The organism is Pseudomonas saudiphocaensis, from assembly GCF_000756775.1.
GTDB classification, from domain to species: Bacteria; Pseudomonadota; Gammaproteobacteria; order Pseudomonadales; family Pseudomonadaceae; genus Stutzerimonas; species Stutzerimonas saudiphocaensis.
On record NZ_CCSF01000001.1, the window covers coordinates 491,275 to 512,013 of the forward strand.

The following is a 20,739-nucleotide window of genomic DNA, read 5'->3' on the forward strand; positions in this document are numbered from 1 at the left end:
CGGCTACTCCATCAGGGCTGCGAATGGCCGTGATTCCGGCCATTCGAAGGGGCCATGAAAGCCCGTGGGAAATTGAACAGCAGCGTGCTGCAGCGCGTGGCTTTGGAGAACAGGGCCAGGGCCAGTAGCAGCAAGCCCAGAGGGAGCACGCTCTTGAAAATGAAACGATGCGGCAGGCCGCTTGGCGCCTGCGAGCGCTCGTTGTAAACGAATGACTGGTAAGCGAAGGGAATCAGCGCGTCGACCATCAGCACCACGATCGGCAGGGCAAGAAACACGATCCCCAACAACTCGATGATGGCCCGACTGCGCAGGCTGAATTTTTCGCTCAGCACATCGACGCGTACGTGATCGTCGCGTACCACGGCGTAAGCCAGGGACAGCAGCACGGCAGCGCCAAACAGGTGCCAGGACAACTCCTCCAACGCAATCGAGCCGCGTGACATCACGAAACGACTGAACACATTCGTCAGTACAACCAAAAGACACAGCACCCAGAGCCAGGCGCTGAGTTCGCCTATTGCGACCAGAATCCTGTCCAGCCAGTAGGAGAGCCGGTTATGGGGCAGCGCAGCTTGGGCGACAGGGGCGGGCACTGCGTCATCAGGAGAAGCGGGATGAAAGGACATGACGACCTCGGCAAATCGAGCACGGACAGGCGTCGCCACTAAACAGGAACGGCAACGGCCCGCTTGAAATAAGGAGCACAGCGGCGCTGCGCTCCTTGACTCGGACGCTTACTCGTACCGGTAGAAATCGCGCGGTAGGTAGCCCTTGCCGTGCCAGATGGAGTGATGCTTCATGAACTGGCGCTGGCTGGCCAGCACGCGTTTGAACATCTCGTCCTTGGCAGCCATCTCGTCGAGCACTTCGTTGGTTACGCGCTCAAGCTCGCGCAACACTTCTTCAGGCAGTACCTGAGCCTTCACACCCTGCTTTTCGTAATCGCGCAGGGCGGTCGGCTGCGCCCATTCGCTTTCGGCGAAGCCCTTGAGCGTGGCGGACTCGCAGCCCATCTCGATCAGGGCACGGCTTTGCGGCTGGAGCTTGTCCCAGACACCCTTGTTAACCAGCAGATGAGAAGTGGTCAGCGTCTGGTGCCAGCCCGGCATGATGTAGTTCTTGATGATCTGATCCAGGCCCAGCATCTTGTCGACGGCAGGCTGCGAGAACTCGGTGGCGTCGATGGTCTTGCGTTCCAACGCCTGGTAAATCTCGCCGCCCGGCACCATGGTCACCGAGGCACCGAGCTTCTCAAGGATCTTGCCGCCGATGCCGGCAAAGCGGATGCGCAGGCCGTCGAAGTCTTCCAGCTTCTCGATGGGGTTGGCGAACCAGCCGGCGCCTTCCGGACCGATGATGCTGCACAGCATCGGGTGAATATTGCGCTGAGCGTAGATCTCTTCGAGCAGCTTTTTGCCGTCACCTTCGTAGTACCAGGCCAGATAGGCCGGCGGCTCCAGGTTGAACGGTGCACCGGAATACAGTGGCAATGCGGCGATGGTGCCCTGGTCGTAGCCGATCCAGGTATAGCCGGCTGGGTATTTGCCGTTGCTGACGGCGTCCATGATCTCAAAGGGCGGTACCAGCTCGCCGGGTTCGTAGTAGCGCAATTGGATATCACCACCGGAAACGGCCTTGAGCGATTCAGACAGGTGTTTAACCGGTGTGGTCAGGCCGATCAGGTGGGAAGGAAAGGCGAGCGGCACTTGCCAGCGTATTTTTTCAGTTGCGGCTGCGTTGGTGCTGATCAGGCAGGCACTCAGGACGGTGGTCGCACCGGTGGCGCAGGCAAGGCGGGAAAGCTTTTTTGTTATCGACATTGCGAATTCCTTAATTTTGTTTTTGTTCTGGTAAGCGGAAACGTTGCAGACCTGGATGGCGGCAGGCTATCAAGCGCAGCGCGCTTGCTCGCTCTTTCAAGCGCTCCGGCGTCTGGCATCGGTTACGTAGCAGGTTCTGTGCCTGACTCTGGATCTCGCTTGTAAGTAGCGAGCTAGAGCGGTTTGTGCAAATGCAGGCCGGCCCCGAGTCCAGCTTGGCAGACACTCCCGGCAACGCTTTTCTATGAATGTCCAAAAAACTGGAAAGGTAGTCCAAAGTTCTGGACGGGTGCGGGCGCAGATACAAAGAGCAGGATCGAAGCGGCTTAGCGGCCAGCCAGATCCTGTTGTGGTTTCTTCTCCAGAACAGCGATGGTCTGTTCGCTGCGCTTGAAGGAAGCCAGTGCTGTCCTCCAGGCCTGGAGGGTGGGGGATTGAGATTTTTGGTTGCGCATGGCGCTGGCAAGAATTTCCCTGGCAATGGTCACCAGTGCACCTTTGCTTCCCAGAAAATGCCAGTTGAACCAGCCGTCGTCGTAGCTTGCCGACGGAGACTGTCCCGGCGCCAGTGGGATGAAGACCTTGATCGAGAGATCGAAAAGCACTTCCGGCTTGGAGATGATCACCAGTTTCACATCGCCGACCTTGCTCAGCCAGTAGCCATGATCGAAGCGATCGCCCGTGAGCGTGGCCGACTGCCGCAGGGCTTCGTCGATCAGTGCCTTGTTGTCGATCAGTTGCATGCCGGGCTTCCCCTGAGGTGCTTGTGTTGGCGGCGCCGCATGTGAAAGAGCTTGCGGCTGAAACCTGTATGCCGGGTTATCGGTTGGCCGAGCCGTTTGTTGAGAACCTGTCGTCGGAACGGCCCGCAGTGCTCGACCGGCAATAGCCGACTCCAATTGAAGGCAAACCGGCTGCAGCGCGGCCCTTGGCTGGAGCGTGCAGCCCGTCGCCTGCTAACATCCGCTCTTCGATTTCCGTTCTTCCGAGAGCCTTCATGACCACTGTTCGTACCCGTATCGCGCCGTCGCCTACCGGCGACCCGCATGTCGGCACCGCTTATATCGCGCTGTTCAACCTCTGCTTCGCCCGCCAGCACGGTGGTCAGTTCATCCTGCGTATCGAGGACACCGACCAGCTGCGCTCGACCCGCGAGTCCGAACAGCAGATCTATGATGCGTTGCGCTGGCTGGGCATTGAGTGGGATGAAGGCCCCGACGTTGGCGGCCCGCACGGCCCGTACCGGCAGAGCGAGCGTGGCGAGATCTACAAGAAGTACTCGGACGAGCTGGTCGCCAAGGGCCACGCCTTCCCGTGCTTCTGCAGTGCCGAACGCCTGGATCAGGTGCGCGCCGAGCAGATGGCCAACAAGGAAACCCCGCGCTACGACGGCCATTGCATGCATATAGCTCCGGCCGAGGCGCAGCAGCGCATTGCAGCGGGCGAATCCCACGTGATCCGCATGAAAGTGCCTACCGAAGGCGTTTGCCAGGTGCAGGACATGCTGCGCGGCACCGTCGAGATCGGCTGGGACCGCATGGACATGCAGGTGCTGATGAAGGCCGACGGCCTGCCGACCTACTTCCTTGCCAACGTGGTCGATGACCATTTGATGGGCATCACCCACGTGCTGCGTGGAGAGGAATGGCTGCCTTCGGCGCCGAAGCTGATCAAACTCTACGAGTACTTCGGCTGGGAACAGCCGCAGCTGTGCTACATGCCGCTGCTGCGTAATCCGGACAAGAGCAAACTGTCCAAGCGCAAGAATCCCACCTCGGTGACGTTCTACGAGCGCATGGGCTACATGCCCGAGGCGATGCTCAACTATCTGGGGCGCATGGGCTGGTCGATGCCCGATGAGCGCGAGAAATTCACCCTCGCGGAGATGATCGAGCATTTCGATATCAATCGCGTGTCCCTGGGCGGGCCGATCTTCGATATCGAGAAGCTTTCCTGGCTCAACGGGCAGTGGATTCGCGAGCTGAGCGTCGAGGCCTTCGCCAACCAGGTGCAGGAGTGGGCGCTGAACCCCCGATACCTGATGAAGATTGCACCCCATGTGCAGGGCAGGGTGGAGACCTTCAGCCAGATCGCTCCGCTGGCCGGCTTCTTCTTCTCTGGTGCGCTGAACCTTGATCCGGCCCTGTTCGAGCACAAGAAGCTTGATGCCACTCAGGTGCGCCAGGTGCTGCAGCTGACGCTATGGAAGCTCGAAGCACTGCGCCAGTGGGACAAGGAACGCATCACCGAGGTCATCCAGGGGGTCGCTGCGCATCTTGAACTGAAACTGCGTGATGTGATGCCGCTGATGTTCGCCTCGATCACCGGTCAGGCCAGTTCGGTCTCCGTGCTCGATGCGATGGAAATTCTCGGCCCGGATCTGACGCGCTTCCGTCTGCGCCAGGCGCTGGAGTTGCTGGGTGGTGCATCGAAGAAGGAAGTGAAGGAGTGGGAGAAGCTGCTGGCAGCCATGGGCTGACTCAGCTCGCAGCGCCTGAAGGCCTGCCTGCCGCTGGCTGAATCATGCAGTGGTGGGGCAGGTTAGGCCTTATGACAAGGCGCCTGCGGACTTTTGTGGTCACCAGGTCGGCGGGATGTAGCCTCCGCATCGGCCGTTTACGGTAAGTGATTGTTCTGATGCCAAATTTTCTTCACCAAGCAGATGAAAATTTCGTTGACACTACGCCGGTCCGCCCCTAATATGCGCCCCGTCCACGAGATGGGGCTATAGCTCAGCTGGGAGAGCGCTTGCATGGCATGCAAGAGGTCGACGGTTCGATCCCGTCTAGCTCCACCAATCTTCGGGTAATGATTGCCACCGACGCGCCAGACGGCGGGTCGCGTCAGAAGGTTTTGTCCCCTTCGTCTAGTGGCCTAGGACACCGCCCTTTCACGGCGGTAACAGGGGTTCGAGTCCCCTAGGGGACGCCATATCCAGCAGTGATGCGCGAGCATTGCGAGTCGGGAGACGTTAAATCCGGGGCTATAGCTCAGCTGGGAGAGCGCTTGCATGGCATGCAAGAGGTCGACGGTTCGATCCCGTCTAGCTCCACCAATTTCCACGCGCTTCGGCATTGCCGGATCGTCTCGAAGGTTTCGTCCCCTTCGTCTAGTGGCCTAGGACACCGCCCTTTCACGGCGGTAACAGGGGTTCGAGTCCCCTAGGGGACGCCATTTTTCTTGCCCGTTTTGGGCACCAAAGGGTCATTTCTCAAGAAATGGCCCTTTTTGTTTTGCGCGGAGTTCAGCCAGTAGGCTGCCGAAAACATTCAGGCGCAGCGGGCGGCAAAGTCCGTGAATGATCAATCATGCATGACGCTGTCCTATGCGCCGTGCAAGATAGGTTCACCGAACGTGATTCACTGCGCATGGAATGAGAGGTATGCATGATCTGGGATCAGCCTGATGTCTTCATCTGCGATATCAGCGTCGAGCCCGAGCACATCGATGAGCTCGGACACGCCAATAATGCGGTTTACGTAACCTGGTTGGAGCAATGCGCCTGGCAGCATTCGCAGAGCCTGGGGCTTGGTCTGGAAGACTATCAGCGGCTCAATCGTGCGATGGCGGTAGTGCGCCACGAGATCGACTACCTGGCCGCTGCCTATGAAGGGGAGCGTCTGCAGCTGGGTACCTGGATTGTCGAATCCGATCAGCGGCTGAAGATGAAGCGGCACTTCCAGTTGATCAGGCCCACCGACAAGGTGACGCTGCTGCGGGCAAAGACCACTTTCGTCTGTATCGAAATGACCAGCGGCAAGCCGAAGAGGATGCCGCCGGAGTTTCTTGAGGGTTATGGCAAGGCGTTGGTCGAACCTTTTCCATTACAGCTGTAAGTCGAGTTGGCTTGCGAACGCCTCGAGATCAGGAGCGGACTTGTCCGCGAGCCTTGGTTTATCTGCCAAAACTCGCGGACGAGTCCGTTCCTAAAAAGCAACAGGCGTGAATGATCGACCTGGTTATCCGCCGCTCTCGGGGCGCTTCATATCGGCATCCTTGCGTTGCTTGGCATCCTCTCGGTATTGATCCTGCTTCAGCTTTTTCATGTGCTCGCGCTTGGCCTCTTCGCGGGCCTCGATGTGCGGGTTGTTGGCTTTGTTCTGCACGGGGCGTTCGGTTTGCATATCCTTGCCTTGAGCCTGCGCCACGCTGGCGATGCAGAACAGGGCGGCAAGAAACAGTGTTCCAGCGTTCAGGATTTTCATGTGAACCTCCAATTGTTCAGGCTGCGGGTAGGGAAACCGCTCGACATCAGTATTGATGACAGATCACATTCCTGCCTCGTTCCCTACGGAGCGCAGCGGCAGTGAGTGATTCACGCGTGCGCAAGATCATCCATATCGATTGTGATTGCTTCTACGCCGCCATCGAGATGCGTGACGATCCCAGTCTGGCGAATCGACCCATTGCAGTAGGTGGGTTGGCTGAGCGTCGCGGTGTCATTGCTACCTGCAACTACGAAGCGCGCGCCTACGGCGTACGTTCGGCAATGGCCTCGGGCCATGCGCTCAAGCTCTGTCCTGATCTGCTGATTCTGCGTCCGCGGATGGAGGCCTATCGTGAAGCATCGAGGGAAATCCACGGCATCTTCCGCTCCTATACCGACCTGATCGAGCCGCTGTCCCTGGACGAGGCATTCCTCGACGTCACCGGCTGCGAGCACTTTTCCGGAAGTGCCACGCGCATTGCCCAGGACATTCGCCAGCGTGTCTGGCAGCAATTGCGGATCACGGTCTCGGCGGGCGTAGCGCCGAACAAGTTTCTCGCCAAGATCGCCAGCGACTGGAAAAAGCCTGACGGATTGTTCGTGATTACACCGGCGCAGGTCGATGATTTCGTGCGTGAGCTGCCGGTCTCCAGGCTGCATGGTGTCGGCCGCGTCACCGCCGAAAAGCTCAACAAGCGGGGCATCCACACCTGCGCCGACCTGCGTCAGTGGAAGCGCCTGGAGCTGGTTCGCGATTTCGGCTCCTTCGGCGAGCGCTTGTGGAGCCTCGCTCATGGGATTGATGAGCGCCCGGTGCAGGTCGATAGTCGGCGGCAGTCGGTGAGCGTCGAAAATACGTACGAGCGCGATTTGCCCGATCTTGCCGCATGTCTCGAACGGCTGCCTGAATTGCTCGACCAGCTCAGCAAGCGGATGGCGCGGCTCGATGGCAGTTATCGGCCCGGCAAGCCCTTCGTCAAACTCAAGTTCCACGATTTCACTCAAACCACTCTGGAGCAGGCAGGCGCTGGTCTGGAGCTGGAGGACTATGCCGATTTGCTGGCAGTCGCCTTTGACCGCGGCAAACGCCCGGTGCGGCTGATCGGGGTGGGCGTGCGCCTGATCGATCTGCGCAGTGGTTTCGAGCAGCTGCGGTTGTTCTAGCGCGCATGTACACCGCTCGGCCTTCCGATAAAACCATTTCCGCCGATCGATGGTCGATTGATTGTGGGCTGCAGCTCAGGGCGCAGGGCCCCAAAGCTACGGTCGCCACGCCTGTCATTGCTAGCTTCAGGAGTCGATCGCCATGCCCCGAGCCATCTGGAAAGGCGCCATCAGTTTTGGCCTGGTCCACATACCGGTTGCGCTGGTTTCCGCCAGCTCTTCCAAAGGAGTGGATTTTGACTGGCTGGATAAGCGCAGCATGGAGCCGGTTGGCTACAAGCGGGTGAACAAGGTCACCGGCAAGGAAGTCACCAAGGAAAATATCGTCAAGGGCGTCGCTTACGAGAAGGGGCGCTACGTGGTGCTGAGTGAGGAGGAAATCCGTGCCGCTCACCCCGAGTCGACCCAGACGATCGACATTTTTTCGTTTGTCGACCGTGAGCAGATACCGCTGCAGAACATCGACACCCCGTACTACCTGTCCCCTGACAACCGGGGTGAAAAGGTCTATGCCCTGTTGCGTGAGGCGCTGAGCAGCACGGACAAGGTCGCGCTGGCCCACGTGGTATTGCGCACTCGTCAGCATCTGGCAGCACTGTTTCCGCTGGAGTCCGCCCTGGTGCTGGTCATGCTGCGCTGGCCTAGCGATGTCCGCAGCCTCGATGCATTGGATCTTGGTACGGCTGTAACCCAGCCCAAGCTGGCCAAAAGCGAGCTGGACATGGCCAAGCGCCTGATCAAGGACATGAGCGATGAGTGGCGACCGGAGGAATATCAGGATAGCTTCCAGGAGCGCATCCTCGAACTGGTAGAGCAGAAGGCCAGGGCTGGCAAGATCGAGGCCGTCGAGCAAGTGGAGGGCGAAGAGGAGCGTCGCGGCGCCGATGTCATCGACCTTACCGAGCTGCTCAAGCGCAGCCTTGGCGGCAAGCCGGCGGCCAAGTCCGAAGACTCCTCCGAGGACAAGCCGAAGAAGCCGGCACGCAAGCGTTCCAGCCCCAGCAAGCCCGCCGCCAGGGCCGCGCGTAAATAAGCGGAGAGCACGACCGTGGCCAGGGTGCAGAGCGAATACAACCGCAAGCGCAACTTCGAACGCACCAGCGAACCGCCCGAGCGGCCCGGGAAACGCCGCAGCAAGGCCGGTGCACTGCGTTTCGTGGTGCAGAAGCACGATGCCCGTCGTTTGCACTATGACTTTCGCCTGGAACTGGATGGCACCCTGAAGAGTTGGGCAGTGCCCAAGGGGCCGAGCCTGGACCCGCGTGACAAGCGTCTTGCTGTGCATGTTGAGGACCATCCGCTGGACTACGCGGGTTTCGAAGGCAGCATTCCCGAGGGCAGTTACGGCGCCGGAGACGTCATTGTCTGGGATCACGGCATTTGGCAGCCCCAGGGTGACCCGGCAGCGGACTATGCCGCGGGCAAACTCAAGTTCACCCTGGTTGGCGAGAAGTTGGCAGGTGACTGGACGCTGGTCCGCACCCGCCTGCGTGGTAGCAGCGACAAGCAGCAATGGCTGTTGATCAAGGAACGTGACGACATTGCCCGCTCCAGCGACGAATACGACATCGTCGAGGCGCAGCCGCAGAGCGTGATCAGCGGCACCCTGGTCGGTGGGCCGAGCAAGGCGCCCAAGCGCAAGGCGGCGAGCAAAGCCAAGGAAACCCGTGAGGTTTCAGCGGCGTTTCCCGACAGCCTGGCCCCTCAGTTGGCAACGCTCGTTGACCGCCCTCCGGAAGGCGACTGGTTATACGAAGTGAAGTACGACGGTTACCGTATCCTTGCCCGTATCAGGGGCGGCGAGGTGCGCCTTTTCACCCGTAACGGCCATGACTGGACGCAGCGGCTGCCGCAGCAGGCCAAGGCCCTGGCCAAACTTGGGCTGGAGGACAGTTGGCTGGATGGCGAGGTGGTGGCGCTCAATAAAGAGGGACTGCCGGACTTTCAGCAACTGCAGAATGCCTTTGATGTCGGGCGCAGCCAGGGTCTCATCTATTTCCTGTTCGACGCGCCGTTTATCAACGGCCAGGACCTGCGTCAGTCTCCTCTGGAGCAGCGCCGGGAGCAGCTCAAGGCGCTTCTGGGCAATACGGACGATACGCCTCTGCGTTTCTCCGATGCGTTTACCGCCCACCACCGTGACATCGTCGCAAGCGCCTGCGCCATGTCGTTGGAAGGCGTGATCGGCAAGCGCTCGGGCAGCCTCTATGTTTCGCGCCGCAATCCGGATTGGATCAAGCTCAAGTGCCGTCTGCGGCAGGAGTTCGTTATCGTCGGCTATAGCAGCCCTAAAGGCAGTCGCAGTGGTTTTGGCGCCTTGTTGCTGGCAGTGAGCGAGGATGACGGCCTGCGTTACGCCGGGCGGGTCGGGACCGGTTTTGGCGAGGCCTCACTCAAGGATATCCACCAGCGTTTGCACAAACTGGCTCGCGCCGACTCACCCTTGGCCAAGAAGCTGAGTGCGGCGCAGGCCCGTGGCGTGAGCTGGGTAGAGCCGCAACTGGTGGGCGAAGTCGAGTTTGCCGAGTGGACGCGTGAAGGCATCGTGCGCCAGGCCAGCTTTATCGCCCTGCGCAGCGACAAGCCGGCCACGCAGATCATCCGTGAACGGCCGGGCGACACGCCCGCAGCTGAGCCTGAAAAGGGCGCAAAAAGGAAAGCAGCCAAAGCGAGCGGCAAGCCTGTGATTGCGGGGGTGACGATCAGCAATCCGCAGCGGGTCATCGATCCCGAGAGTGGCATTACCAAACTGGAGTTGGCGGAGTTCTACGCAGCCATCGCCGACTGGCTGTTGCCGTTTCTGAACAATCGTCCAGTGTCGCTGCTGCGAGCGCCGGAAGGTGTCGGCGGCGAGCAGTTCTTTCAGAAGCACGCCGAGCGTCTGGCGATTCCCAACATCAAGCATCTGGACCAGGCTCTGGACCCCGGCCACGCGCGCTTGATGGAAATCGACAGCTTGCCGGCGCTGGTGGGTGCGGCGCAGATGGGCTGTATCGAGTTCCACACTTGGGGCGCGACCAGTGATCGCATCGAAACGCCGGACCACTTCGTACTGGACCTTGACCCAGATCCCGCATTGCCCTGGCGCAGCATGCTGGAGGCGACGCAGCTGACCCTGACCGTGCTCGACGAGCTGGGCCTGCAAGCCTTCCTCAAGACCAGCGGCGGCAAGGGGATCCACATCATCGTGCCGCTGGCGCGGCGTGCCGATTGGGACACTGTAAAGGCCTTTGCCAAGGCGGTTGCGCAGTTCATGGCGCGCCAGCTGCCCGAGCGCTTCACGGCGACATCCGGACCGAAGAACCGGGTCGGCAAGATATTTCTGGATTACCTACGCAACGGCCGTGGCGCCAGTACGGTGGCTGCTTACTCGGTGCGAGCGCGGCCGGGTTTGCCGGTTTCGGTGCCGATAGCGCGGGACGAACTGGCTGGCCTGCGCAGCGCAGGGCAATGGACTGTAGGCAATCTGCAGCAGCGCCTGGAGGAGCTTGAGCAGGATCCATGGGAGGGTTACGCCAATCGACAGCGGATCACCCGTGCGATGTGGCGCAGGCTGGGTGCTGATGCTCCCTGAGCATCGTACTGAGCTGCGAAGAAAAGAGGGGTTGCCCCGGCCTGCCTGTACCGAGGACCCCAAAACTGGATTGCTTTACGCAATGCATTACGTGTGCCAGTTTCAGTGAACAGGGTTTTAAGCCGGTACGCCAACGCTGGCGCGGCTATTGTGGCGGAGAGGTGTCTGGCTGGGGCGCTCGTAGTGCATGCCAATGGTGCAGAGCCATCGGCATGCCCAGATCGGGTGCAGTCAGTTCTGTTCCGGCCAGACGCGAATCGGTGCGCCTTCGGCAGGCCAGAAGCGCAGCTGATCAATATTGGAGATATCCCAGCGCTCGATTTGCGAGAGCAGATGCAGGAAGTGTTGCTCCTGCTTCATCAAGTGCTCGGCGCACATCTTGCGGGTGCTGCCGATCTGGCTGAAACGGATCTTCTGGCCATCGAGCTCATAACTGGCGAACCAGTGGTTACAGCCGGAGTTCCCGTAAGCACGGTCGTGGCTGAAGGTCAGCGAGACGGGGTTGCGGCCAACCACGGGTTCCTCACCAATCCACTCGGTGATGTAGGTGACATCGTATTGCAGCTTCTGCGTGTCGTTGGCACAGCCGCTTACGAATAGCGCGGCGAGGGCAGTCAGCAGGACTTTTTTCATTGCTGTGCTTCCTTGCAGGCCGGGCACAGATGGCGGCCGGCGTCGTTGGTCCAGCCGAGTTCGGCGATACGGGCTTCGGCGGCCGGGGTGCGAGCGGCCTCGCCTTTGGCTGCGTCAACGGCGAATTCGAAATCCAGCTGCTCGCCGCAGCCATCACAATCGACCTGCCAGTTGTGGATCGCCAGTTCTCGGAAGACCGGGCCGCTGGCCATGGCTGTCCACTGGCCTGGCGGGTTGATCAGATGACGAACCTTGTCCACGACCAGGCGCTGCGACAGGTCACGGCTGCCCTTGAGGGTGACGATCAGGACATCGCCGATGCGAATCGAGCCGCCATTGCCGGTGACCTGATAACGGCCCGGCGCCAGTGCGCGACATTCGGTAAGGGTGTGGGCGGGGTTGAGCAGGGTGTAGCGAAAATCGTGTTCGGCCATGACTCGGGTTCGGTTGAGGGTTGCGGTGGCGGCAATGCTAGCACGGTACGGTGAAGCCGCCCGCGCCAGAGGGCGTTGGATAAGCCTCGGACGACATTGCCGAGCCCGCGCAAGTAGCTCCTGCAAAAAACTTCGCGAGCATGGCTCGCGCCTACTGCTGCTTCAGCAGATAGCCTGAGTCAGCCGAAGGCGCAAATGTTTGGTCGCTGTAGTTTATGGCCGTGGGTTATTGAAGGTGTCTTCCAGGAAGCGCTGCATGTTGGCCCAGGAACGCTCGTCGGCCTGCTTGTCATAGGCGAGGTCCAGGCCTTTTTCCTTGGACTTGTCCGCGCCCGGGTTGGTGAAGCCATGCTTGGCACCTGGGTGATTGACGAACTGGTAGTCGGCACCGGCTGCCACCATCTCCGAGTTGAGGGCCGCAATGTCTTCGAGGCTGATCATGCTGTCGGCGCTGCCGTGCTCGACAAGCACGCGTGCCTTGACGCTGCCGGGGACGGCGCGTGTCTGGGTGGCGAGGGCACCGTGGAAGCTGACCACGCCGTCCAGTGGTACACCCTGGCGAGCCATATCCAGCACCACCTTGCCACCGAAGCAGTAGCCGATTGCAGCCAGTTTGGCGGCGTCCGTCTGTTGTTGCTGCTTCAGCAGGTCAAGGCCGGCATTGAAGCGTGCCTTGGCAGCGTCTGCGTCCGCCGTGGCGGCCTGCATAAAGCTCATGGCGTCCTTGGGGTGATCGGTATTCTTGCCTTCGCCGTACATATCGATGGCCAGGGCGCTGTAGCCAAGCTCGGCGAGATTACGGGCGCGCTGCTTGGCGTAGTCGTTCAGTCCCCACCACTCATGTACCACCACGACGCCGGGGCGTGGCCCTTCGACTGCGTCGTCGTAGGCGTAGTAGCCAACCATCTTGGTGCCGTCGGCGGCGGTATAGGGGATTTCCTGGGTCTGGATTTCAGCATGAGCGGCAAGGCTGGTGGCCATGAGCAGGCCGAGCAGGGGATAACGCATCGGGGTTCTCCTTTATTGTTTTGAGCACTGCCAGGACGAGCAATGGAGCAGGGCGGCTATCGGATCGACACGCAAAGGCTAAATAAATTCGGCCCTACATGAGTAGGGCCGAGCCTGTTTAGCCAATGTCTTACCAGCCCGGTACGCCGTGCATGTCAGGCAGCCGGTGGGCAATGCCCTTGTGGCAATCGATGCATGTCGCTTCTCCGCTGGCCAGAGCGGTGGAGTGGAACTGAGCGGCGCGGGGAGCCTGACGGGTAAAGTCCATGTACTCGAAGTTGTGGCAGTTGCGGCATTCCAGCGAGTCATTGGTCTTCAGGCGACGCCATTCACGCTCGGCCATTTCCCGGCGCAGGCCGAGAAATTTTTCCCGGGTGTTGATGGTGCCGAAGATCTTGCCCCAGACCTCCTTGGAGGCCTGCATCTTGCGGGCGATCTTGTCGGTCCATTCATGGGGTACGTGGCAGTCCGGGCAGGTGGCCCTGACGCCCGAGCGGTTGCTGTAGTGGATGGTTTCCTTGATCTCCATATAGACGTTGTCTTCCATCTCGTGACAGGAGATGCAGAAGGTCTCGGTGTTGGTCGCCTCCAGAGCGGTGTTGAAGCCGCCCCAGAAAATGATCCCGGCGATAAACCCGCCGAGCGTCAGGGCGCCCAGGCTGTAATGCACGCTGGGACGGCTCAGAACGTTCCAGTAGCGTTTGAGAAACGCGAGTAGCGACTTCATCCAGGCGTCCTCACTGTTGGTTCTGGGTGTTTTCGTGATAGAGCAACTGGTCGATGTTCTCGAAGTCGTTCTTCACCAGCGGTTTCACGTCGTGCTGCACTACATGGCACTGGGTGCAGAAATACCGGCGTGGCGCGACCGCCCCGAGCGTCTGGCTGTCACGGTCAGTGAAGTGGGTGATGCTGATCATCGGTGCCTGGGTACGGGCACTGTTGGCGCGGCTGTGGCAGGCCAGGCAGCGATTGCTGTTGATATCCACCTGATAGCCGCGGATGGCGTGTGGAATGGTCGGCGGCTGCTCGGGATAGTTGCGTTCGCGCTTGAGATCTTTGTTCTCCTCGTCACGTAGCGGTGGCGGGGTGAACTCCTGGGTGATGGTGCCTCCCGCCCGTCGCCCGTCCGGCGCCGGAGCGTCGAGCGGGTAGTTGGGTTCGGCGGCGATGGCCAGGCCGCAAACGGCGAGGAGGGTCAATGTCAGTACACGAAATTTCATGATGGCTCTCCTCAGGCGATGCTGACCACTTCGATCTTCACGGCGCATTTCTTGTAGTCGGTTTGCTTGGAGATCGGGTCGGTGGCGTCGAGGGTGACCTTGTTGATCAGTTTGTTGGCATCGAAGAAGGGCACGAAGATCAGGCCTTTCGGCGGCTTGTTGCGGCCACGGGTTTCGATTCGTGCCTGCATCTCGCCACGACGGCTGATGACCTTGACCACGCTGCCGCGCCGCGCGTTGAGCTCACGCGCATCCTCCGGGTGCATGTACACCAGGGCATCGGGTACCGCGCGGTGCAGCTCGTCCACACGCTGGGTCATGCTGCCGGTATGCCAATGTTCCAGCACGCGCCCGGTGCTGAGCCAGAACGGGTATTCCGCGTCCGGCATCTCCGCAGGCACTTCGTAGGGCAGGGCGAAGATGATCGCCTTTTTGTCCGGGTAGCCGTAGAACTGCACGCCGGTGCCTTTCTCGACATAGGGGTCGTGGCCTTCGCGGTAGCGCCAGCGGGTTTCCTTGCCATCGACCACCGGCCAGCGCAGGCCGCGCTCCTGGTGATAGGCATCGAAATCAGCCAGGTCATGACCATGTCCGCGACCGAACTCGGCGTACTCCTCGAAAAGACCCTTCTGCACGTAGAAGCCGTATTCCTCGGATTCCTGGTTGCGGTAGCCATCGGCAATGTCGCTGGTCGGGAACTGGTCAACCTTGCCGTTCTTGAACAGCACCTCGAACAGCGTCTTGCCCTTGAGCTCCGGCTTCTTGGCCAGCAGCTCGGCAGGCCAGACTTCGTCGGTGGTGAAGCGCTTGGAGAACTCCATCAGCTGCCACAGGTCGGAGCGAGCCTCCCCGGGAGCGCTGACCAGCTGGTGCCAGAAGTGGGTGCGGCGTTCGGCGTTGCCATAGGCGCCTTCCTTTTCCACCCACATGGCGGCGGGCAGGATCAGGTCGGCGGCCTGGGCAGAAACCGTGGGGTAGACGTCGGAGACGATGACGAACGTCTCCGGGTTGCGCCAGCCTGGCAGAACTTCCTGCATTACGTTGGGCCCGGCCTGCATGTTGTTGGTGACCTGGGTCCAGTAGACCTTGAGGCCGCCATCCTTCAGCTCGCGGCTTTGCTGCACGGCGTGGAAGCCTGGCTTTTCCTGGATGGTGCCCTCTGGCAGCTGCCAGATCTTCTCGGTGATGGCGCGGTGTTTCGGGTTGTTGACCACCAAGTCTGCCGGCAGGCGATGGGAGAAGGTGCCGACTTCCCGCGCGGTTCCGCATGCCGAAGGCTGGCCGGTGAGCGAGAAGGGGCTGTTGCCCGGCTCGCTGATTTTCCCGGTGAGCAGGTGGATGTTGTAGATCATGTTGTTCGCCCAGACACCGCGGGTGTGCTGGTTGAAGCCCATGGTCCAGAAGGACATCACCTTGACCTTGGGGTCGGCATAAAGCTCGGCCAGCGCCTTCAAACGCTCGGCCGGCACGCCGGACTCCTTGGCCGCGTGCTCCAGGGTGTAGGGTTTGAGGAACTCGGCGTAGTCTTCGAAGCTGATGTCTGTCCAGCTGCCTGCAACGCCGGCGTTCTCGGCCTTCAGCTCGAGCGGATCGGTCGGGCGCAGGCCATAGCCGATGTTGGTCGCGCCCTTGGCGAAGCGGGTGTGATTCTTGACGAAGTCCTGATTGACCGCACCGCTCTGGATGATGTGGTTGGCGATGTAGTTGAGGATCACCAGGTCGGTCTGCGGCTTGAAGGTCATCGGAATGTCGGCCAGCTCGTAGCTGCGGTGCTCGAACGTCGACATGACGGCCACCTTCACATGCGGAGCAGTCAGACGGCGATCGGTCACGCGCGTCCAGAGCACCGGGTGCATCTCCGCCATGTTCGAGCCCCAGAGTACGAAGGCATCGGCGGCTTCGATGTCGTCGTAGCAGCCCATGGGTTCGTCCATGCCGAAGGTGCGCATGAAGCCGACCGCCGCCGAGGCCATGCAGTGGCGGGCGTTGGGGTCGAGGTTGTTGGAGCGAAAGCCGGCCTTCATCAGCTTGTTGGCTGCGTAGCCTTCCCAGATGGTCCACTGGCCCGAGCCGAACATGCCGATCGAGCTCGGTCCGCTTTCCTTGAGTGCCTTCTTGTATTTCTCTTCCATGATGTCGAAGGCCTGGTCCCAGCTCACCGGCTGGAACTCGCCCTGCTTGTCGTACTGACCGTTCTTCATGCGCAGCAGCGGCTGCGTCAGGCGATCGGTGCCGTACATGATCTTCGACAGGAAGTAGCCCTTGACGCAGTTGATGCCGCGGTTGACCTCGGCCTTTACATCGCCGTGGGTGGCGACGACGCGGTCATCGCGGGTGGCGACCATGACCCCACAACCGGTGCCGCAGAAGCGGCAGGGCGCCTTGTGCCACTTGAGATTGGTGGCCTCAGGGTCGGTAATCAGGTTGGTGGCGCTGGTGGCAATCGGGATGCCGGCTACCGAGGCAGCGATAGCGGCGGCGTTGGCCTTGGCAAATTGACGACGGGTGAGGCTCATTCAGGCTTCTCCTTCGAGAGAGAGGAGTTCGTGGTAGATCAGCGCAGCGTTGAGTACGCCGGGCAGCTGCTGAATCTGGTCGATGGTGGTCAGAATCTGGCTTTCATGCTCGGCCTCGAGGACTACTACCACCTTTCCTGCAGCGCTTTCCTGATGCAGCTCAAGGCCAGGCAGAAGCGCCAGGTTCTGTTTTACGGCCGCGATCAGCTCGGGCCGGCAATGCACCAGCAGGCTTGCTATATGCAGCGCATCATTCTTCATTGTGGTTATCTAGCTCCGCCTATAACGGCAATGGCGTTCGCGCGTGTGCCTTGCAGCAACGCTCTAAGGGTCAGCTTGGGCCGGGAGGTCCAAGGAAGGTCAGCTGACTGATCCAGACGATAAAGCCGTAACCACCGACCAGCGCAATGCTCAGCAGCGGGAACAGGAAAATCAGCAGGAACAGGAGAAGGCGCGTTTCCTGGCTTTTGCGGGGGGCGATATCGGTGTCATTCGGCACGGGTGTTCACCTTGTTTTTCTGCTTTTGGAGTGAAGTCTAGTCAGCATTATCTGGCCAAGCCCAAGAAGTGCTTCCAAGTTGCTGATCCAGCAGCGTTTAGGTGTCTTTTCGGGAACTGCTGAAGAGTATGGCAGATGATCTCCATGTTTCACATTCGGATACTGGCCGCATGTATGTTCGATGCTGAGCGGCCTTGCTTAACGGTGTGTCGTCAAGGGTGGCGAAATCGTCTAGGCACAGGAGTATCCTTGCGGACTATTGAACTTTCGTTGCAGCTCAGCAGCGGAACTCCAGTTTTTGCCGAGACCTGCCGAAGGTCGAATTTCGGGCTCTCACATGCACGCCGACGACACCACTTCTTCCCATTTCAAACGCGGTACGGGCGCTTACCAGCGCGCAACGCTGGCTCTGTTCTGCGCCGGCTTCGCCACCTTCGCCATGCTCTATTGCGTGCAGCCACTGTTGCCCTTGCTGGCAGCGCACTTTTCCGTATCCGCGGCCAGCAGCAGCCTCGCGCTGTCGCTGACAACCCTGTCGCTGGCGGTCTGTCTGTTGATCTCCGGGGCGCTGGCCGAAAGCTGGGGGCGCAAGCCGGTGATGGTTGCGGCGCTGGCGCTGGCCAGTCTGCTGGGCCTTGCCTGCGTTCTGGTGGAGTCCTGGAGCCTGCTACTGGTGCTCAGGGCGCTGCTGGGGCTGGCGCTCAGCGGCTTGCCGGCATTGGCCATGGCTTATGTGGGCGAGGAGTTCGATCCCGAATCGCTGCCGGCGGCGATGGGGCTGTACATTGGGGGTACGGCTCTGGGTGGTTTGCTGGGGCGCCTGCTGTCCGGGTTGTTGAGCGACATCGGCGGCTGGCAAATGGCGCTCGGCGGGATTGCCGGGCTGGGCCTGCTGGCCTTGGGCCTGTTCGTCTGGCTGCTGCCGCCTTCACGCCATTTCAAGGCACAGGCCCTTTCGTTGAGCGGGCTGCTGGGCAACTTCCGTCAGCACTTGGGCAATCCGCTATTGCGCACCCTGTTTCTGCAGGCGTTTCTGTTGATGGGCGGTTTCGTCGCGCTGTTCAACTACATCGGCTTTCGTCTCGCAGGTGCACCCTTCAGTCTGTCGTCCACGGTTATCGGCCTGCTGTTTACCGTGTACCTGGCGGGTATTTTCAGTGCCGGCTGGGCAGGCCGCCTGGTTCCGCGTTTCGGTGCCAAAACCGTGCTGCAGGGTGGTATCGGTCTCATGTTGCTAGGAGTGGGTCTGTGTTCGATGCCCTGGTTGGTCGCCATCATCCTTGGCCTGGCGCTGTTTACCCTGGGCTTTTTTGCGGCCCATGCGGTGGCCAGCGGGCAGGTCGGGCAGCATGCCAAAGGCGCCAGGGCTCAGGCATCGGCGCTGTATCTGTGTGCCTATTACCTGGGCTCGAGCGTGGTGGGGTATTCGGCCGGCTACATCTGGGAGCACGCCGGCTGGCTGCCGCTCATGGCCGCGTTGGCCGCCTTGTTCGTGCTCGCGGCCTGGCGAGCACAGCGTCTGTAATCGCTGTTTGGTTGCGCCGTAGTTTTCCACTGTTTGGCGAAAATCCGTGGCGGCTAGATGGGGCCGTACCATGCCAGGCAAGCCTTTTCGGCCCTCAGGTTTACTTCATTCCAGCCGCTGCTCGCCGCTAAACACCAGCGTGGCGCGGCAGCTGCGACAAAGGTAACGACGCCCCTTGCGGACCAGTGCATGACGCTGGCCGGTAAATGGGAACTCCTGCTCAGGGCACTTGCAGCGATAGATATAGCGGTTGGCCTGGCGACGAATGACTTCGTAGTTGTGGCAGCGATCGGGCGGCAACTCGTAGACGCCGCGCATGATCAATTGCCATTCCTCCCCGTGGGGCTGGATGCGCGGGCCATACAGCTGGTGCGCTACCAGATGGGCCACCTCATGGGCCACGGTCTGCTGCAGAAAGTGCTCGGTGTTGGCTCGGTAGAGCTGCTCGTTGAAGCGCAGCAGATTCTGCTGCAAATGCGCCACGCCGGCCTTCAGGCCGCGCAGTTTCAAGCTCACCTGAGGACGTTTGAAAGGCTGCTTGAAGAAGTCTTCGGCCAGTTGATAGCAGGCTTCGACACGGTCATTGAGTCGCTCGGGCATGGGGCACTCCGGTTACAGAGCGCCGCATTATGCCAAAGGCGGGGCTTACTCGTTCGGACGCTCGTTGAAGCGTCGCTCACTGTCCACTCCGCCCGGCTCTTCCTGTGGTCGATTTTCCTCGAAGCCATAGCTCTGGTTCTGCACGGTGTCGCGCTCGTAGGTAGGGTCCAGGGCCAGCGTCCAGAACAGGATCATCGGCACCTTCAGGTTGACCAGTACCAGAAGCCCCACGCCCCAGGTGCACGCGCCGTAGAGAAAGGTATTGCGGTTGTCGATACGCATGAACTTGGGTAGGCCGACAAACAGCAGATAAGTGGAATAGATGCCTGCGGCCACCAGCACCGTAATGGCCATCCAGCGGCTGGGGTAGAGCGCGCCGAGACCGGCGAGGAAGAATGGCGTGATGATGTAGGCGATAAAGCCTACGCACTGGTTGTAGGTCGGGCGTGCTTCGAAGGTGCGCGACATCCAGCGCAGAAAGAAGCCCATGATGAAAGTGCCGATGATGATGGTCACGTAGATCAGCACGCTGAGTTGCGCGGCGCTTGGCGTATCGAGCCAGACTCGCTCACCTTCCACCAGGCTCCAGCCGGTGTAGCGGGTGCCGATGAACATGCACACCGCTGGCAGCAGCGCCCAGAGGAACAGGTGCAGGATGTAGTTGGAGCTGTTGCGCTCCTCATCCCTGCGGATTTCGGTCCAAGCCTGGTCTGGGCGGGTCATCAGCGTGAAAAAGTGGGGGATCATGGGGTCTTCCTTCTGCCTCGGATGGCTTGGCCACGGCGGTCGCCCTGGCTGGCGTTTCCCTTTAGAACGGCAGATGCGCCAAGGGTTTCCCCCCGGCGTGGGAAGCAACGAAGAGGGCCGCCTGATGGCGGCCCTGTAGATACGAGTGGAGAATCTGGTGGTCTAGCGAATGTAGACCGGCCCCACGCCCATGCCCCACATGATTACCGACAGTGCAATGATCGCCACCAGCACTACCAGCCCAACGGCCAGTATTGAGCTGGAGAACAAAAAGCCCTCATCTGACGGGATGTTCATGAATGTCGGCACGCCTACGTAGAGCAGGTAAGTCGTGTAGCAGATTGCAGCCGTGCCGACCAGCATGCCCAACCAGAGGACCGGATAGAGCGCAGCCAGGCCACCAATGAACAGCGGCGTTGCGGTATAGGCGGCAAACATGATGCATTGGGTGAGAGTCGGGTTGGCGTCGTAGGTGCGCGACATCCAGTGAATGAAGCCGCCCATGACGGCGACACCAGCAAGCATGGCCAGGTACGACAGCACCGTCAGTTGCAAGGCGCTCGCTTCGGTGAGCATCACGGCTCCGCCACTGCCAATGCTCCAGCCGAACCTGGTGGTTCCGATGAAAGCCGCAATCGGTGGAATTGCAGCCAGTAGCATGACTTCCCAGAGGTGCAGGCGTCCCACGCCGCGTTCCTCTCCAGTGATTTCCTGCCATTCCTGGCTAGGGTGAGCGAACAGTCCCCAAACGTGATTGATCATGTCTGCGTCTCCTCGGTTCTGGAGGGC

At 60.6% G+C, this 20,739-nt stretch carries 21 protein-coding genes and 4 tRNA genes; 10 read left to right on the forward strand and 15 right to left on the reverse strand.

Annotation, left to right across the window (positions count from 1 at the left end; all coding sequences use genetic code 11):
* Positions 1-11: 11 nt before the first annotated feature.
* From BN1079_RS02425 to BN1079_RS02435, 3 genes are all read right to left on the reverse strand, one after another.
* A complete protein-coding gene (locus tag BN1079_RS02425; protein WP_037022074.1) occupies positions 12-629 on the reverse strand; it encodes a TRAP transporter small permease subunit in 618 nt (205 codons plus the stop codon).
* Positions 630-737: 108 nt separating this feature from the next.
* Positions 738-1,823 (reverse strand): TRAP transporter substrate-binding protein, encoded by a 1,086-nt coding sequence (locus tag BN1079_RS02430; protein WP_037022075.1) that lies wholly within the window; start codon positions 1,821-1,823, stop codon positions 738-740.
* 326 nt (positions 1,824-2,149) lie between these two features.
* Complete coding sequence (locus tag BN1079_RS02435; protein WP_037022076.1) at positions 2,150-2,566, reverse strand: hypothetical protein; 417 nt, start codon at positions 2,564-2,566, stop codon at positions 2,150-2,152.
* A gap of 254 nt (positions 2,567-2,820) precedes the next feature.
* On the opposite strand from BN1079_RS02435, the gene gltX reads away from it, so the two are divergent.
* The 6 genes from gltX to BN1079_RS02465 all read left to right on the forward strand — a co-directional run bounded on the left by gltX (position 2,821) and on the right by BN1079_RS02465 (position 5,659).
* Positions 2,821-4,302: a glutamate--tRNA ligase gene (gene gltX, locus BN1079_RS02440; protein WP_037022077.1), complete on the forward strand. Its 1,482-nt coding sequence runs from the start codon at positions 2,821-2,823 to the stop codon at positions 4,300-4,302.
* Positions 4,303-4,544: 242 nt separating this feature from the next.
* Positions 4,545-4,620 (forward strand) — tRNA-Ala (locus BN1079_RS02445).
* A 58-nt stretch (positions 4,621-4,678) separates the two neighbouring features.
* Positions 4,679-4,754 (forward strand) — tRNA-Glu (locus BN1079_RS02450).
* A 48-nt stretch (positions 4,755-4,802) separates the two neighbouring features.
* Positions 4,803-4,878: transfer RNA gene (locus BN1079_RS02455), tRNA-Ala, on the forward strand.
* 43 nt (positions 4,879-4,921) lie between these two features.
* Positions 4,922-4,997: transfer RNA gene (locus BN1079_RS02460), tRNA-Glu, on the forward strand.
* Between the two features lie 212 nt (positions 4,998-5,209).
* The gene (locus tag BN1079_RS02465) at positions 5,210-5,659 is read left to right on the forward strand and encodes an acyl-CoA thioesterase (RefSeq protein ID WP_037022078.1); all 450 of its coding nucleotides are present in this window, start codon (positions 5,210-5,212) and stop codon (positions 5,657-5,659) included.
* Positions 5,660-5,782: 123 nt separating this feature from the next.
* Here BN1079_RS02465 and BN1079_RS02470 read toward each other — a convergent pair whose 3' ends face one another.
* The gene (locus BN1079_RS02470) at positions 5,783-6,028 is read right to left on the reverse strand and encodes a hypothetical protein (protein WP_037022079.1); all 246 of its coding nucleotides are present in this window, start codon (positions 6,026-6,028) and stop codon (positions 5,783-5,785) included.
* Positions 6,029-6,144: 116 nt separating this feature from the next.
* Between BN1079_RS02470 and dinB the strand changes: the two genes are divergently transcribed.
* The 3 genes from dinB to ligD all read left to right on the forward strand — a co-directional run bounded on the left by dinB (position 6,145) and on the right by ligD (position 10,768).
* On the forward strand, positions 6,145-7,194 hold the full coding sequence (gene dinB, locus BN1079_RS02475) for a DNA polymerase IV (RefSeq protein ID WP_171819315.1): 1,050 nt from the start codon (positions 6,145-6,147) through the stop codon (positions 7,192-7,194).
* A gap of 142 nt (positions 7,195-7,336) precedes the next feature.
* The gene (gene ku, locus BN1079_RS02480; RefSeq protein ID WP_037022082.1) at positions 7,337-8,227 is read left to right on the forward strand and encodes a non-homologous end joining protein Ku; all 891 of its coding nucleotides are present in this window, start codon (positions 7,337-7,339) and stop codon (positions 8,225-8,227) included.
* A 15-nt stretch (positions 8,228-8,242) separates the two neighbouring features.
* Entirely contained in the window at positions 8,243-10,768 is a 2,526-nt protein-coding gene (gene ligD / locus BN1079_RS02485) for a DNA ligase D (RefSeq protein WP_037022083.1), read from the forward strand.
* 231 nt (positions 10,769-10,999) lie between these two features.
* On the opposite strand, the gene BN1079_RS02490 is transcribed toward ligD, so the two are convergent.
* From BN1079_RS02490 to BN1079_RS02525, 8 genes are all read right to left on the reverse strand, one after another.
* Positions 11,000-11,401 (reverse strand): META domain-containing protein, encoded by a 402-nt coding sequence (locus BN1079_RS02490; RefSeq protein WP_037022085.1) that lies wholly within the window; start codon positions 11,399-11,401, stop codon positions 11,000-11,002.
* On the reverse strand, positions 11,398-11,835 hold the full coding sequence (locus BN1079_RS02495) for a hypothetical protein (protein ID WP_037022087.1): 438 nt from the start codon (positions 11,833-11,835) through the stop codon (positions 11,398-11,400). The genes BN1079_RS02490 and BN1079_RS02495 overlap by 4 nt, the downstream gene beginning before the upstream one ends.
* A 213-nt stretch (positions 11,836-12,048) precedes the next feature.
* Entirely contained in the window at positions 12,049-12,843 is a 795-nt protein-coding gene (locus BN1079_RS02500; protein ID WP_037022090.1) for a dienelactone hydrolase family protein, read from the reverse strand.
* A gap of 130 nt (positions 12,844-12,973) precedes the next feature.
* On the reverse strand, positions 12,974-13,570 hold the full coding sequence (locus tag BN1079_RS02505) for a cytochrome c3 family protein (protein WP_037022092.1): 597 nt from the start codon (positions 13,568-13,570) through the stop codon (positions 12,974-12,976).
* A 10-nt stretch (positions 13,571-13,580) separates the two neighbouring features.
* The gene (locus tag BN1079_RS02510) at positions 13,581-14,063 is read right to left on the reverse strand and encodes a nitrate reductase cytochrome c-type subunit (protein WP_037022095.1); all 483 of its coding nucleotides are present in this window, start codon (positions 14,061-14,063) and stop codon (positions 13,581-13,583) included.
* 11 nt (positions 14,064-14,074) lie between these two features.
* Positions 14,075-16,579, reverse strand: coding sequence for a nitrate reductase catalytic subunit NapA (gene napA / locus BN1079_RS02515; protein WP_037022097.1), 2,505 nt, complete (start codon positions 16,577-16,579; stop codon positions 14,075-14,077).
* Positions 16,580-16,840, reverse strand: a complete 261-nt coding sequence (locus BN1079_RS02520) for a chaperone NapD (protein ID WP_037022098.1) — start codon at positions 16,838-16,840, stop codon at positions 16,580-16,582. It lies immediately after the preceding gene.
* 70 nt (positions 16,841-16,910) lie between these two features.
* Positions 16,911-17,078, reverse strand: coding sequence for a nitrate reductase (locus BN1079_RS02525; RefSeq protein WP_037022100.1), 168 nt, complete (start codon positions 17,076-17,078; stop codon positions 16,911-16,913).
* A 337-nt stretch (positions 17,079-17,415) separates the two neighbouring features.
* Here BN1079_RS02525 and BN1079_RS02530 point away from each other — a divergent pair, with 337 nt between their 5' ends.
* Complete coding sequence (locus BN1079_RS02530; RefSeq protein ID WP_037022101.1) at positions 17,416-18,603, forward strand: MFS transporter; 1,188 nt, start codon at positions 17,416-17,418, stop codon at positions 18,601-18,603.
* A 105-nt stretch (positions 18,604-18,708) separates the two neighbouring features.
* Here BN1079_RS02530 and BN1079_RS02535 read toward each other — a convergent pair whose 3' ends face one another.
* The 3 genes from BN1079_RS02535 to BN1079_RS02545 form a co-directional block, all read right to left on the reverse strand.
* Positions 18,709-19,203, reverse strand: a complete 495-nt coding sequence (locus BN1079_RS02535) for a SprT family zinc-dependent metalloprotease (RefSeq protein WP_037022103.1) — start codon at positions 19,201-19,203, stop codon at positions 18,709-18,711.
* 45 nt (positions 19,204-19,248) lie between these two features.
* Complete coding sequence (locus tag BN1079_RS02540; protein ID WP_037022105.1) at positions 19,249-19,950, reverse strand: Yip1 family protein; 702 nt, start codon at positions 19,948-19,950, stop codon at positions 19,249-19,251.
* Positions 19,951-20,112: 162 nt separating this feature from the next.
* Positions 20,113-20,712, reverse strand: coding sequence for a Yip1 family protein (locus BN1079_RS02545; RefSeq protein WP_037022107.1), 600 nt, complete (start codon positions 20,710-20,712; stop codon positions 20,113-20,115).
* Positions 20,713-20,739: the final 27 nt, after the last annotated feature.